Here is a 14,400-nt window from a genome sequence, read left to right as displayed (position 1 = left end):
TAAGCCACCCTTTTTATACTTGCTGCGACGGATTAATAGAGCGTTAACGTTGCAGGAGATGTACACCCTGCGCGACGCCCCATTCGCCGGTCTTAGTGCAGGCCCTGAATGTAGCTGGACACTGCTGCGATGTCTTCGTCGCTCAGCCGCTTGGCAATGGTCTGCATGGTTTTGGTGTCGCCATCGTTGGTGCGGCCGCCTTCTTCCTTGCGGAACTCGGTCAGTTGCTTGGCAACGTATTGAGCGTGTTGGCCGCCCAGGTGTGGGAAGCCAGCTGCCGGGTTGCCTGCGCCATTGGGCGAGTGGCAACCGGTGCAGGCGGGCAGGCCCTTGGCCAGGTCACCACCGCGGAACAATGCTTCACCGCGAGCCACGACTTTAGGGTCGGCGGCGCCAACGCTGCCTTTCTGGCTGGAGAAGTAGGCGGCGATATCGGCCAGGTCCTGATCGCTCAGGTTGGTCAGCAAGCCGGTCATTTCCAGTACCGTGCGTTTGCCGGACTTGATGTCGTGCAGCTGCTTGTTCAGATAACGCTCGCCCTGGCCTGCCAGTTTCGGAAAGTTAGGCGCCATGCTATTGCCATCCGGGCCATGACAGGCGCCACATACTGCGGCTTTCGCCTGACCAGCAGTTGCATCACCTGCAGCATGGGCAATGCCGGAGATCCCCACGGTCAACAGCAGACTCACGATCAATTTGTTCATCAGCTAATCCAACTACGGCTAAGGGTTAAAGAGTTATGGACCGGGATCACTCGCTCATCCAGTGGATGATGGCCTGGTAATCCTCGGCACTGCAGTCCATGCACAAACCACGCGGCGGCATCGCCTTGAAACCCTGGGTCACGTGTTGCACCAGCGTCTCCATACCTTTCGCCAACCTCGGCGTCCAAGCTTCCTGATCGCCCTTTTGGGGGGCCATGGGTAGTTGGCCGGAATGACAGGCACCACAAACACGGTTGTACACAGCTTCCGGATCCTGTGTAGCCTGAGCGCTGTAAAGCGGCATCAAGACACCGGCAACTAGCAGCCATTTCGTCATAAAACGACCTTTTCAGGGTTGAGAGCGTTTTGCGTTCTAATGCGCAATCAAGGTCATTCGCTCTCGTGAACTTCATCCTACGCTGGGACAAAGCGCACACAAAATCTGCGGCATTATATACTGGCGTCACTGAAACGGAAACGACACTGCTCGCCGCGTCCATTCCCGGCGCCGCCCACATCGGAAATCCCATGCAACTCAAGAACCCCATCCTCGGCCTGTGCCAACAGTCCACCTTCATGCTCAGCGCTGCCAAAGTCGATCAATGTCCTGATGACGAAGGCTTTGAAGTGGCATTCGCCGGGCGTTCCAATGCCGGTAAATCCAGCGCATTGAACACTCTGACTCATGCCAGTCTGGCGCGAACCTCGAAAACTCCGGGTCGCACGCAACTCTTGAACTTCTTCAAGCTAGACGATGATCGTCGTCTGGTCGACCTGCCGGGCTACGGTTACGCAAAAGTACCCATCCCGTTGAAGCTGCACTGGCAGCGTCACCTGGAAGCTTATCTGGGTGGTCGCGAGAGTTTGAAAGGTCTGATCTTGATGATGGACATCCGCCATCCAATGACTGATTTCGACCTGTTGATGCTCGACTGGGCAGTCGCCGCCGGCATGCCGATGCACATTTTGCTGACCAAAGCCGACAAGCTGACGTACGGCGCAGCGAAAAACGTGCTGCTCAAGGTTCAGGCAGATATCCGCAAAGGCTGGGGTGATGCGATCAGCATCCAGTTGTTTTCGGCACCGAAACGCATGGGCCTGGAAGACGCCTACACTGTACTGGCAGGCTGGATGGAACTCGCGGACAAGGGCTCGGAGATTGTCGAGCAATAAATCGCGAGCAAAAAAAACCCCGGACTTCTTATGGGGAGGGGGAAGTTCCGGGGTTCAAGTTCCGGACCGCTAGGGCGGGGTCCAGATATCTGCCAACACTTAACACAACATAGGAGCATCGAAGGGCTTCACCAGCCATTCAGTAACTCTGAGTGGCAGTTCACAGGTTTAGTTCCGGCGCTTCAGAAACCATTTGAAATAAGCCCCCTCGTTTTCCGAAATAAGCCCCCTCAGTTGTTCTGCCGCGGCACTGTGCCGCAGCAGAAAACCCCGGACTAGACTGCTTAGTGAGCCTCGTCCCAGTTGTTGCCCACGCCGACTTCAACCAGAAGCGGTACATCGAGTTTCGCGGCGTCGCTCATGTGCACGCGTATTTCATCGCGAACCTGGTCGATCAAATCCTCACGCACCTCTAGCACCAATTCATCGTGCACTTGCAGGATGACTTTGGCGTCCAGCCCTGAAGTCGTCAGCCAATTATCCACAGCCACCATGGCTTTCTTGATGATGTCCGCCGCAGTGCCTTGCATCGGGGCGTTGATTGCCGTGCGCTCGGCGCCTTTGCGCAGGGCCGGGTTTTTCGCGTTGATTTCCGGCAAGTACAAGCGACGTCCGAAAATGGTTTCAACGAAGCCTTGCTCGGCCGCCTGGGCGCGAGTGCGCTCCATGTAATCCAGAACACCCGGATAGCGGGCGAAATAACGGTCGATGTACGCCTGTGACTGTTTGCGATCAACCCCAATCTGCTTGGCGAGGCCAAACGCACTCATTCCGTAGATCAAACCGAAGTTGATCGCCTTGGCGCTGCGACGCTGATCGGTGGTGACGTCGGCCAGTTCGACACCGAAGACTTCGGCCGCCGTGGCTTTGTGCACGTCCAGATCATTGCGGAATGCATGGAGCAACCCTTCATCTTTTGCCAGGTGAGCCATGATGCGCAATTCGATTTGCGAGTAGTCCGCAGCCAGCAGTTTGTAGCCTTTGGGGGCAATAAAAGCCTGACGGATGCGACGGCCTTCGGCGGTGCGGATCGGGATGTTCTGCAGGTTCGGATCGCTGGACGACAGACGACCGGTCGCGGCGACAGCCTGATGGTACGAGGTGTGAATCCGCCCGGTGCGCGGGTTGATCTGTTCCGGCAGGCGATCGGTGTATGTGCTTTTCAGTTTGCTCATCGAGCGGTACTGCATCAGCACTTTGGGCAGCGGGTAATCCTGCTCGGCCAGTTCAGCCAGCACCGCTTCGGCGGTGGATGCCTGCCCCTTGGCAGTTTTGCTGAGGATCGGCAGGCCGAGCTTTTCGTACAGGATCACGCCCAGTTGCTTGGGTGAGCCGAGGTTGAACTCCTCACCGGCGATGGCAAACGCCTCACGTTCGAGCGCGACCATTTTGTCGCCCAGTTCAACACTTTGAATGCCCAGCAGGTTGGCATCGACCAGCGCGCCCTGGCGTTCGATCCGAGCCAGCACCGGCACCAGCGGCATTTCGATTTCGCTCAGGACTTTGCTCAGGCTCGGAATGGCATTGAGCTTGTCCTGCAGGGTTTGATGCAGGCGCAGTGTCACGTCGGCGTCTTCTGCGGCGTAAGGCCCGGCCAGTTCCAGGGAAATCTGGTCGAAGGTCAGCTGCTTTGCACCTTTGCCGGCAATGTCCTGGAAGCTGGTGGTGGTGTGATTCAGGTACTTGAGCGCCAGGCTGTCCATGTCGTGGCGGGTGGCCGTGGAGTCCAGCACGTAGGATTCGAGCATGGTGTCGAAAGCAATGCCTTGCACGGTGATGCCACAGCTTTGGTCACCGCCGATGGCGCAGTTTGCCAGGATGTTCATGTCGAACTTGGCGTGCTGGCCGACCTTGAGTTTGCTCGGATCTTCCAGAATAGGTTTCAGCGCCCGCAGCACGGTGTCGCGATCCAGCTGATCCGGCACGCCCATGTAGGAATGGGTCAGCGGAATGTAGGCCGCTTCGTTGGCTTGTACAGCGAAAGACAGGCCCACCAGTTGCGCCTGCTGCGCATCGATGCCGGTGGTTTCGGTGTCGAAGGCGATCAGTTTGGCGTCGTTGAGTTTCTTCAGCCACAGATCGAAATCGGCCTGGGTGAGGATCGTCGTGTACTTGAGCTCGGTGTCGACTGCGGCTTCTTCTGCCACCGGAACAGAGACTTCCTGACCGGAACGCTTGGCATCGCGCTGGTTTTCTTCAAACCAGCTTTTGAATTCCAGCAGTGTGTAGAGCTCGGCGAGTTTGTCGTGATCCGGCTGGCCCATGTGGAGATCGTCGAGACTGATGTCCAGCGGTACGTCGATCTTGATGGTCGCCAGTTGATAGGAGAGGAACGCCATCTCCTTGTGCTCTTCCAGCTTGGCCGGCAGTGTCTTGGCACCGCGAATCGGCAGCGTCGGAACGATGTCGAGATTTGCATATAGCTCGGTCAGACCGCCATTTACGCCGACCAACAAGCCAGAAGCCGTCTTTGGACCGATGCCCGGAACGCCGGGGATGTTGTCGGAAGAATCGCCCATCAATGCCAGATAATCGATGATCTGCTCGGGAGCGACGCCGAATTTCTCCTTCACGCCTTCAACGTCCAACGCGCTACCGGTCATGGTATTGACCAAGGTAATGTGGCCGTCGACCAGTTGGGCCATGTCCTTGTCGCCGGTGGAGATGACCACTGGGCGGTCAGCGGCCGCGCTGCTGCGGGCCAGTGTGCCGATCACGTCATCGGCTTCGACGCCTTCGACGCACAGCAATGGGAAGCCCAGGGCGATCACGCTTTGGTGCAGTGGCTCGATTTGCACGCGCATGTCATCGGGCATGCTCGGGCGATTGGCCTTGTACTCGGCGAACATTTCGTCGCGGAAGGTCTCGCCCTTGGCGTCGAAGACCACGGCGAACGGACTGTCCGGGTACTGCTTGCGCAGACTCTTGAGCATGTTCAACACGCCTTTGACCGCACCGGTCGGCAAACCCCTGGAGGTGGTCAGCGGTGGCAGGGCGTGAAAGGCGCGGTACAGGTAAGAAGAACCGTCCACCAGGACGAGGGGGGCTTGGCTCATGAGCAGGATCAACCTTTTCGGCGGGTCCGGCGCTAGAATAGCGGGACCGTTGACGACAAAGGGACAAGGTTATCATGCGCACACTAAATCGCCTGTTGCTGGCTGGCTTGTTTGCAACTGTTCCGCTTGCCGTCATGGCGGCGGACGATGTGTCAAAGGCTGAGCCGGAAGTCACTATCCATACGGAAGGGGACAAGGTCATTCAGGAATACCGCCAAAACGGTTTCCTGTACGCCATCAAGGTCACGCCGAAGGGTGCGCCGCCATATTTTCTGGTGCGCGCGGACGGTACGGATGCAAACTTCATCCGCTCGGATCAGCCGGATATGCTGATTCCGTCGTGGAAAATCTTTGAGTGGAAGTAGTTTCTTAATTTCAATCGGCGCTGGCTCAAGCAGCGGCGCCCGTACTGGCAGTTAAAACATGTCTGTGTTTACCCCGCTGGCTCGGCCCGAGCTGGAAACCTTTCTCGCCCCATACGGGCTCGGCCGCCTGCTTGATTTCCAGGGGATTGCCGCCGGTAGCGAAAACACCAATTTCTTTATCAGCCTGGAGCAGGGCGAATTTGTCCTGACCCTGGTTGAGCGTGGTCCGGTGCAGGAGATGCCGTTCTTCATCGAACTGCTCGACGTGCTGCACGAGGCTGACCTGCCAGTGCCGTACGCGCTGCGAACGACCGACGGTGTCGCCCTGCGCGAACTGGCCGGCAAACCCGCGCTGCTGCAGCCACGCCTGGCCGGCAAACACATCAAGGAAGCCAATGCGCAGCATTGCGCTCAAGTTGGCGAGTTGCTCGGCCATCTGCACTTGGCGACCCAAGCCAACATGATCAAGCGCAAGACCGATCGTGGCCTGGACTGGATGTTGGAGGAGGGCACGCAGTTCCTCTCGCACCTGAATGCCGAGCAAAGCGATCTGCTGCAACGTGCACTGGATGAAATCACCGAGCAGAAGACAAAAATTCTCGCGTTGCCACGGGCGAACATCCACGCGGATCTGTTCCGCGACAACGCGATGTTCGAAGGCACGCACCTGACCGGCCTGATCGACTTCTACAACGCCTGTTCGGGTCCGATGCTCTATGACGTTGCGATCGCTTTGAATGACTGGTGTTCGGATGAAGACGGGCTGATCGACGGACCGCGGGCGCGGGCGTTGCTCGGGGCCTATGCCGCGTTACGACCGTTCACGGCAGCCGAGGCTGAGCTGTGGCCGACCATGCTGCGCGTGGCGTGTGTGCGGTTCTGGTTGTCACGGTTGATCGCCGCGGAATCTTTCGCCGGGCAGGACGTGTTGATTCACGATCCGATGGAGTTTCAGCAGCGCTTGGCGCAGCGCCAGAAGGTTAGTACTTCATTGCCCTTCGCCCTCTGAAAAGCATCGCGGGCAAGCCCGCTCCCACAAGGATCACCGCGAACCTGTGGGAGCGGGCTTGCCCGCGATTGAGGCGAAGCCGAATAACGTTTAAAGCGACTCCAGGCACCCCGCCAAATCATTCCCCAATTTCTCCAACACCTGCTCATACCCCTGAGCGGTCGCCGGGGTGTACCCGCCCAGCGCGTCCAGCTCAGCCAGTTTCACCGGCAGGCCGGCTACCAGGGTTTCCGCCAGGCGTGGACGCAGTGGCGGCTCGCTGAACACACAGGTCTTTCCGACTTCCTGTAACCGCGCACGCATCGCTGCGACGTGTTGGGCACCAGGCTGCACTTCGGCGGCAACGCTGAACACGCCGGTGTGCTTGAGGCCATAAGCGTCTTCGAAGTAGTCGAACGCTTCGTGGAACACGAAGTAGGGTTTGCCTTCGACAGCGGCCAGACGTTTCTTCAGGCGTATATCCAGCGCATCGAGACGCTCATCGAACGCCTTGAGATTGCTCTGATAGCGCGCCGCGTTGGCCGGGTCGGCCGCGCTCAGGTCAGTCGCCATTTTTGCCGCGATGACCCGGGCGTTGACCGGCGACAGCCACAAATGCGCGTCCAGGCTGCCGGGGCGGTGATCGTGGTCATGCTCGTCGGCTTCTTCGGCGTGTGAGTGGCTATCTTCGGCGAATCGACGAAGTTTAAGTCCCGGCAGATCCTGAACGGCGACGCTTGGCAGCGAGCGGCCATTGAGCACACGAGGCAGGAAACCTTCCATGTCCGGACCGATCCAGTAGACCAGATCCACCGACTGCACCTTCCGTACGTCGGAAGGACGCAGTGCGTAGTTATGCGGCGAAGCCCCCGGTGGCAACAGCACTTCCGGAATCGCCACGCCGTCCTGCACCGCAGCGGCTATCAACTGCAGCGGCTTGATGCTGGTCAGGACCTTGACGTCGGCATGCGCCGAGCCGATCAACAGGAAACTGGCGGAAAAGGCGAAAAAGAAGGAAAAAATTCGGGACACGATGACCACTCGAAGAGGCGAGAACGGGTAACATAATAACGTCTCTCACAAAACTCGTCGCCGCTCATGCCTAAAACACCGATTGCCAGCCGTCCCCACGACCACTCTCATTGCGTGCATAGCGCTCTGTCAGAGGCCGACGTTTTGTGCGCGCGGCAAGGCCTGCGCCTGACCGCCTTGCGTCGGCGGGTGCTGGAACTGGTGTGGCAAAGCCACAAACCGCTGGGCGCCTACGACATCCTGGCGGTGCTCAGCGAGCAGGACGGTCGCCGCGCCGCGCCGCCCACTGTGTACCGAGCGCTGGATTTCCTGCTGGAAAACGGCCTCGTGCACCGTATCTCGTCACTGAACGCCTTCGTCGGCTGCAATCACCCGGAGCATGCCCACCAAGGGCAGTTCCTGATCTGCCGCGAATGCCACGCCGCCATCGAGCTGGAACAGAAGTCCATCAGCGACGCCATTATTGGCAGCGCGAAGGAGGTTGGTTTCATCGTCGAAGGCCAGACCGTTGAAGTGGTCGGGCTCTGCTCGGGTTGTCAGGGGGCTTGATGAGCAACACGCTGATCCGCCTCGAAAAGGTTGCCGTCACTTTTGCCGGGCAAAACGTGTTGGACAATATCGATCTGAGCGTCGAGCCAGGGCAGATCGTGACGCTGATCGGCCCTAACGGCGCGGGTAAGACCACGTTGGTTCGGGCGGTACTCGGCCTGTTGAGGCCCGACAGCGGCAGCGTCTGGCGTAAGCCGAAGCTGCGCGTCGGTTACATGCCGCAAAAACTTCACGTCGACCCGACATTACCGCTTTCGGTGCTGCGCTTCTTGCGCCTGGTACCGGGCGTGGATCGCGCCATGGCCCTGTCGGCCCTCAAGGAAGTCGGCGCCGAGCAGGTGATCGACAGTCCGGTGCAAAGTGTTTCCGGCGGCGAAATGCAGCGCGTGTTGTTGGCTCGGGCATTGTTGCGTGAACCGCAATTGCTGGTGCTCGACGAACCTGTGCAAGGTGTCGATGTGGCCGGCCAGGCAGAGCTCTACAGCTTGATCACACGCCTGCGCGACCGTCACGGTTGTGGCGTGTTGATGGTTTCCCACGATTTGCACCTGGTGATGAGCACTACCGACCAGGTGGTTTGCCTCAATCGCCATGTCTGCTGCTCCGGGCACCCGGAACAGGTGAGCGGCGATCCGGCTTTCGTCGAGTTGTTCGGAAAGAACGCGCAAAGCCTGGCGATTTATCACCACCATCACGACCACGCCCATGACCTGCATGGCTCGGTGGTCACCGCGACCCCGGCGGTCCATACCCACGTCCATGGAGATAGCTGCAAGCATGGCTGATTTTCTGCTTTACGCCCTGCTTGCAGGTCTGGCTTTGGCGTTGGTCGCGGGACCTCTGGGCTCATTTGTGGTTTGGCGGCGCATGGCCTATTTCGGCGATACCTTGTCCCACGCGGCCTTGCTGGGTGTGGCGTTGGGCTTTCTGCTGGACGTCAGCCCGGCCGTGGCCGTGACCGTTGGCTGCCTGCTGCTGGCGGTGTTGCTGGTGACCTTGCAGCAGCGTCAGCCACTGGCTTCCGACACGCTTTTGGGCATTCTCGCGCCAAGCACGCTCTCTTTGGGCCTGGTCGTACTAAGCTTCATGCACGAAGTGCGGATCGACCTGATGGCCTACCTGTTCGGTGACTTGTTGGCGATCAGTCCGACGGACTTGTCCTGGATTCTCGGTGGCAGCGCGGCCGTTCTGGCCTTGCTGGTGACATTGTGGAGGCCGTTGCTGGCAATCACGGTGCATGAAGAACTGGCCACGGTCGAAGGCTTGCCGGTCGCGGCGTTGCGCCTGACCCTGATGTTGCTGATTGCTGTGGTGATCGCGGTGGCGATGAAGATTGTCGGTGTGTTGTTGATCACTTCGTTGCTGATCATTCCGGCGGCTGCGGCACAACGTCACGCAAGGTCTCCGGAGCAGATGGCACTGGGCGCGAGCCTGCTGGGCATGCTCGCGGTCTGTGGCGGGTTGGCGTTGTCATGGTTCAAAGACACCCCGGCGGGCCCGTCAATTGTTGTGACGGCCGCCGCACTGTTTCTGCTGAGTTTTGTCCTGCCCCGTAGAGGGGTGTAGACTTGCTCGTTTTTTGCGCAAATAGAGAGTCGCAGGAATGAAGCTGTTAGCCTCCCGTTATCTGCTCCTTGTCGCATTTTCGCTGCTACTGGGCGCTTGCCAAAGCACGCCGCCGGCCGCCACTGAGGCGACCGATGCACGGGCTGCGGCCATCGCGCAGCTGGAACAAAACCTGGCCAGCAGCGAGCTGGCCACTGCCGAAGACCAACTGGCTGCCTTACAGGCACAGTCGCCGAACGATCCATCCCTTGTGCCGTATCAGCGGCAATTGGCGGAAGCGTACCTGCGTCGAAGCCAGATCGTGCTGCAAAAAGGTGATGTCAATGCTGCCGCAACGGCGCTGGCCCGGGCTCGCGCACTGATGCCCAAGGCTCCGGCGCTGACAGGTGGCGTCAACAACGCCATCGTCAATGCTCGCAAGGCCGAGTTGGACAGAGCCGAAGCTGCCCTCATGGCTGCAGAAGCAAAGCCCCAGGCGAAAGTGATCGATCCGACGGCAGAAAGCACAACGATCGCGCTGAACCTCGCCGATATGACAAAGCTTCGCCGCCAACTCGATGCGATTGCCGCTGATGTGGTGAATTACCAGTGCGACGTGAGCATTCAAGCGCCACGCACCGAGGATTTCCCTTGGTTGACGACGCTGCTCACCAAGCGGGTGAAGAAACTGGATTCCGGGTTTGATCTGAACCTTGAGAAGCAGGTCCTGCGCAACGTTCCGGCACAAATGGTGTTGAGTCCGCGTAAACCTTAAAGCATCGCCGGCAAGCCCGCTCCCACAGGATTCACGTCGTTCACCTAATAGCGAACGGCCCTAATCCTTGTAGGAGCGGGCATGCCCGCGAAGGCATCCTACCTGTCTACGCAGAAACTTAAGCCGGAATCGCCTTGGCCTTCGGCTCCCGATCCCAAACCCGATGCTGACCGATGGCGGCAAAGAACGGTTTGATCAACTTGGCATCCGCGCCCACGATAAGCCCCGCATCGACCTCAAGCTTGAGCACATCCAACAACTGCTTTGCCTCGCCATGCAGCGCAATGGCCTTCAGGTGCTTGTACGCCTCGAGCAGGTAATGCAGCGCCACGCCATCGCCGCTCAACGCTTTGATCGACGCTGCGCCACCCGGTACGAATACCGCGTCGAACGCCACCGAAGGCAATCCTTCCATCGATGCATCCACCGGCAGTGATTTGCCATCTGCCGTTTTCACGGGCGCGGAGGTCGGGCCGAGCAATTTGGCATGCGCGCCTTCTGCTTGCAGCGCCTTCTTCATGGCATCAATCGCCGCGCCATCAACACCGTTGGCTGCAAGAATCGCCACTTTGCGGGTTTTGATATCCGCCGGCAGCAGGTTGGCCTGGCTCAGGGCTGGGGAGCGATCAAGCGACGTCTTGCGCACTTCGACAGTGCCGGCTTTGGGTGCTGGCAAACCGAGGTTTGTCGCAACGCGCTTGGCCAGTTCCAGGTCGATGTTGGCCAGGATCTCATTCACTTGGCGCGCACGAATAAACTCACGCTCAACCTTGCCCAGCTCAAAGCTGTAGGCCGCGATGATATGTTCCTGCTCGTGCTTGCTCATGCTGTGGAAAAACAGCCGCGCCTGGGAGAAGTGGTCGCTGAACGATTCGCTGCGCTGGCGGATCTTGTTGGCGTCGATGCGCTCCGGATAGCTCTCGAAGCCGCCGTCCTGTGCCGCCGGTGGCGTTTCTTTTGGCCATCCACCATCAATCGAGTTCGGCTCATAGGACGCGCGACCCTTGTCGATGGTGGTGCGATGCATGGCATCGCGCTGACCGTTGTGGAACGGCGCGACCGGACGGTTGATCGGAATCTCGTGAAAGTTCGGCCCACCGAGGCGGCTGATTTGCGTGTCGGTGTAGGAAAACAGCCGACCTTGCAGCAACGGATCGTTGGAAAAGTCGATGCCCGGCACGATATGCCCTGGGCAGAACGCGACTTGCTCGGTTTCGGCGAAGAAGTTGTCCGGATTGCGGTTGAGCACCATTTTGCCCAACGGGGTTATCGGCACCAGTTCTTCCGGAATCAATTTGGTCGGGTCGAGGATATCGAAGTCGAACGAGTGCTCGTTTTCCTCTTCGATGATCTGTACGCCCAGTTCCCATTCCGGGTAGTCGCCCATCTCGATCGATTCCCAGAGATCGCGACGGTGGAAATCGGTGTCTTTACCGGCGAGCTTCTGCGCTTCATCCCATACCAGCGAGCAAGTCCCGGCGGTAGGGCGCCAATGGAATTTGACGAAGCGTGATTTACCTTCGGCGTTGATCAACCGGAAGGTGTGCACACCGAAGCCTTGCATGCTGCGCAGACTTTTCGGGATCGCCCGGTCGGACATGGCCCAAATCACCATGTGCGCCGACTCCGGCACCAACGAAACAAAATCCCAGAAGGTGTCGTGAGCCGAGCCTCCGGTAGGAATCTCGTTGTGCGGCTCCGGTTTTACTGCGTGCACGAAGTCAGGAAACTTGATGGCGTCCTGAATGAAGAACACTGGCATGTTGTTGCCCACCAGGTCGAAGTTGCCTTCCTCGGTGAAGAACTTCACGGCGAAACCACGCACGTCGCGCACGGTGTCACCCGAGCCGCGCGGGCCCTGGACCGTAGAGAAACGCACAAAGACCGGGGTTTTATGACCGGGGTCTTGCAGGAAACCGGCCTTGGTCAGGACTGAATGGTTTTCGTACGTCTGGAAATAACCATGAGCACCCGTGCCACGGGCATGGACGATGCGCTCGGGAATGCGTTCATGGTCAAAATGCGTGATTTTTTCACGCATGATGAAGTCTTCCAGCAACGACGGCCCGCGGGCACCGACCTTCAAGGTGTTCTGGTTGTCCGAAACTTTCACGCCCTGATTGGTGCGCAGGGCCTGGTCAGTGGCATCGGAGCGAAATTTTTCCAGGCTGTCGAGCTTGGTATTGGTATTGCCTCGGTCCAGGGTATCGGTCCCGGCCAGTGCGCTTTTTGGTGCGGCAGGCTTCTTGGTACTCATCAGTTTTAAACTCCTCGTTGCGACTCCCGCCGTAGCCAGGACTCTTGAGCAATTCCCCAGGCACGGCACCGGGGGCGTTTTCGAGTTGCCTAATTAGTGACTGATGACGTTTTGCGCCGTTCCTTTTTTCTAACCTTTGATCGCGTTATTGCCAAATGGAAGGTTGAATGCGGAATAAATGCTAATAACCTCTATACGGACAGGCTAAAATGCGCGCCCGGCTAACCGCTGATCCTTTTCCAACGCGCCCCACAAGGTTCGCTACGTGATCGAGTTTCAAAACGTCCACAAAACCTACCGCGTCGCCGGTAAGGATATTCCCGCCCTGCACCCGACCAGTCTGACGATTGAGAACGGTCAGGTCTTTGGCCTGATCGGCCATTCCGGTGCGGGAAAAAGTACCCTGCTGCGTCTGATCAATCGCCTGGAAGAATCCAGTGGCGGCAAGATCATTGTCGACGGCGAAGAAGTCACGGCGCTCGACGCCAACAGCCTGCGGCGTTTCCGCCAGCAGGTCGGGATGATTTTCCAGCACTTCAACCTGCTGGCATCCAAGACCGTGGCCGACAACGTCGCGCTGCCGCTGACCCTCGCTGGCGAATTGTCGCGCAGTGAAATCGATTTGCGGGTGGCGGAATTGCTGGCACGGGTCGGTTTGTCCGATCACGCCAAAAAATACCCGGCGCAGTTGTCCGGTGGCCAGAAGCAGCGCGTCGGCATTGCCCGCGCCCTGGCGACCAAGCCGAAAATCCTGCTGTGTGACGAAGCCACCAGCGCATTGGACCCGCAGACCACTGCGTCGGTCCTGCAATTGCTGGCCGAGATCAATCGCGAGTTGAAGCTGACCATCGTCCTGATTACCCACGAGATGGACGTGATCCGTCGGGTCTGCGATCAAGTGGCCGTGATGGACGCGGGCGTGATCGTCGAACAAGGCTCGGTGGCCGAGGTGTTCCTGCATCCGAAGCACCCGACCACCAAGCGCTTCGTGCAAGAAGACGAACAGATCGACGAAAGCGAACAGCGCGATGACTTCGCTCACGTGCCGGGCCGCATCGTACGCCTGACCTTTCAGGGCGAAGCGACCTACGCGCCATTGCTGGGAACCGTTGCCCGGGAAACGGGTGTGGACTACAGCATCCTCGCCGGTCGTATCGATCGCATCAAAGACATCCCCTACGGGCAATTGACCCTGGCCGTCACCGGTGGCGACATGGAAGCGGCGTTCGCTCATTTCACCGCCGCTGAAGTCCACATGGAGGTGTTGCGCTGATGGAAGTCCTGACAAGTTTCTTCGTCAATATCGACTGGTTTGAAATCTGGCTGGCCACCGGCGATACATTGCTGATGCTCTTCGGTTCGCTGTTGTTTACCGTTTTACTCGGCTTGCCCCTGGGCGTGCTGTTGTTCCTCTGCAGCCCACGCCAGTTGCTGGAAGCCAAAGGCGTCTACGCGATGCTGTCGCTGATGGTGAATATCCTGCGGTCGCTGCCGTTCATCATTCTGCTGATCGTGATGATCCCGTTCACTGTGCTGATCACCGGTACGTCCCTGGGTGTCGCCGGTGCGATCCCGCCGCTGGTGATAGGCGCTACGCCATTCTTTGCCCGACTGGTGGAAACCGCCCTGCGTGAGGTCGATCGCGGCATCATCGAGGCGACCCAGGCGATGGGCGCCACGACGCGGCAGATCATCACCAATGCCTTGCTGCCGGAAGCCCGCCCGGGCATATTCGCGGCGATTACGGTGACAGCCATTACACTGGTGTCCTACACAGCGATGGCAGGTGTGGTGGGCGCGGGTGGTCTGGGCGACCTGGCGATCCGTTTCGGTTACCAGCGTTTCCAGCCCGATGTGATGGTCGTGACGGTGATGTTGCTGCTGGTGCTGGTGCAAGTGTTGCAAACCGTCGGCGATAAGCTGGTCGTACACTTTTCACGTAAATGACAAATGAGC

At 58.9% G+C, this 14,400-nt stretch carries 14 protein-coding genes; 9 read left to right on the top strand and 5 right to left on the bottom strand.

Annotation, left to right across the window (positions count from 1 at the left end; translation table 11 throughout):
- Positions 1–92: 92 nt before the first annotated feature.
- Together QRN31_RS08485 and QRN31_RS08480 are read right to left on the bottom strand one after the other, a co-directional pair.
- Entirely contained in the window at positions 93–704 is a 612-nt protein-coding gene (locus tag QRN31_RS08485; RefSeq protein WP_222589190.1) for a c-type cytochrome, read from the bottom strand.
- Positions 705–750: 46 nt separating this feature from the next.
- Positions 751–1,041 carry a c-type cytochrome gene (locus tag QRN31_RS08480; RefSeq protein WP_090177419.1) on the bottom strand — a complete coding sequence of 97 codons (291 nt, stop codon included), beginning with the start codon at positions 1,039–1,041 and terminating at the stop codon, positions 751–753.
- Positions 1,042–1,232: 191 nt separating this feature from the next.
- On the opposite strand from QRN31_RS08480, the gene yihA reads away from it, so the two are divergent.
- Positions 1,233–1,877: a ribosome biogenesis GTP-binding protein YihA/YsxC gene (gene yihA, locus QRN31_RS08475; protein WP_285431419.1), complete on the top strand. Its 645-nt coding sequence runs from the start codon at positions 1,233–1,235 to the stop codon at positions 1,875–1,877.
- A 284-nt stretch (positions 1,878–2,161) separates the two neighbouring features.
- Here the strand turns inward: yihA and polA are convergent, their stop codons facing one another.
- On the bottom strand, positions 2,162–4,933 hold the full coding sequence (gene polA / locus QRN31_RS08470) for a DNA polymerase I (RefSeq protein ID WP_285431418.1): 2,772 nt from the start codon (positions 4,931–4,933) through the stop codon (positions 2,162–2,164).
- Between the two features lie 74 nt (positions 4,934–5,007).
- On the opposite strand from polA, the gene QRN31_RS08465 reads away from it, so the two are divergent.
- A complete protein-coding gene (locus QRN31_RS08465) occupies positions 5,008–5,298 on the top strand; it encodes a DUF2782 domain-containing protein (protein ID WP_201199341.1) in 291 nt (96 codons plus the stop codon).
- Between the two features lie 58 nt (positions 5,299–5,356).
- Entirely contained in the window at positions 5,357–6,307 is a 951-nt protein-coding gene (locus QRN31_RS08460) for a homoserine kinase (RefSeq protein WP_259157681.1), read from the top strand.
- A gap of 90 nt (positions 6,308–6,397) precedes the next feature.
- Here the strand turns inward: QRN31_RS08460 and znuA are convergent, their stop codons facing one another.
- Entirely contained in the window at positions 6,398–7,318 is a 921-nt protein-coding gene (znuA, locus tag QRN31_RS08455) for a zinc ABC transporter substrate-binding protein ZnuA (protein WP_285431414.1), read from the bottom strand.
- A 66-nt stretch (positions 7,319–7,384) separates the two neighbouring features.
- Here znuA and zur point away from each other — a divergent pair, with 66 nt between their 5' ends.
- The 4 genes from zur to QRN31_RS08435 are packed head-to-tail and all read left to right on the top strand — an operon-like array spanning position 7,385 to position 10,187.
- A complete protein-coding gene (zur, locus tag QRN31_RS08450; protein ID WP_285431413.1) occupies positions 7,385–7,867 on the top strand; it encodes a zinc uptake transcriptional repressor Zur in 483 nt (160 codons plus the stop codon).
- The gene (gene znuC, locus QRN31_RS08445) at positions 7,867–8,652 is read left to right on the top strand and encodes a zinc ABC transporter ATP-binding protein ZnuC (RefSeq protein WP_285431411.1); all 786 of its coding nucleotides are present in this window, start codon (positions 7,867–7,869) and stop codon (positions 8,650–8,652) included. Before zur ends, znuC begins: the two co-directional genes overlap by 1 nt.
- Positions 8,645–9,433 (top strand): zinc ABC transporter permease subunit ZnuB, encoded by a 789-nt coding sequence (gene znuB / locus QRN31_RS08440; protein ID WP_090177401.1) that lies wholly within the window; start codon positions 8,645–8,647, stop codon positions 9,431–9,433. Before znuC ends, znuB begins: the two co-directional genes overlap by 8 nt.
- 37 nt (positions 9,434–9,470) lie before the next feature.
- Positions 9,471–10,187: a PA5502 family lipoprotein gene (locus QRN31_RS08435; protein ID WP_285431410.1), complete on the top strand. Its 717-nt coding sequence runs from the start codon at positions 9,471–9,473 to the stop codon at positions 10,185–10,187.
- Positions 10,188–10,305: 118 nt separating this feature from the next.
- Here QRN31_RS08435 and katE read toward each other — a convergent pair whose 3' ends face one another.
- Complete coding sequence (katE, locus tag QRN31_RS08430) at positions 10,306–12,444, bottom strand: catalase HPII (RefSeq protein WP_285431408.1); 2,139 nt, start codon at positions 12,442–12,444, stop codon at positions 10,306–10,308.
- 265 nt (positions 12,445–12,709) lie between these two features.
- Here katE and QRN31_RS08425 point away from each other — a divergent pair, with 265 nt between their 5' ends.
- Both QRN31_RS08425 and QRN31_RS08420 read left to right on the top strand, forming a co-directional pair.
- On the top strand, positions 12,710–13,717 hold the full coding sequence (locus QRN31_RS08425; protein WP_285431406.1) for a methionine ABC transporter ATP-binding protein: 1,008 nt from the start codon (positions 12,710–12,712) through the stop codon (positions 13,715–13,717).
- Positions 13,717–14,391 (top strand): methionine ABC transporter permease, encoded by a 675-nt coding sequence (locus QRN31_RS08420; protein ID WP_131059102.1) that lies wholly within the window; start codon positions 13,717–13,719, stop codon positions 14,389–14,391. The genes QRN31_RS08425 and QRN31_RS08420 overlap by 1 nt, the downstream gene beginning before the upstream one ends.
- Positions 14,392–14,400 lie beyond the last annotated feature (9 nt).

The sequence above is a fragment of the Pseudomonas sp. fls2-241-R2A-110 genome (assembly GCF_030209165.1).
Taxonomy (GTDB): domain Bacteria; phylum Pseudomonadota; class Gammaproteobacteria; order Pseudomonadales; family Pseudomonadaceae; genus Aquipseudomonas.
The sequence above is the reverse complement of the archived record's forward strand: the minus strand, read 5'-3'. Positions and strand labels throughout refer to the sequence as shown.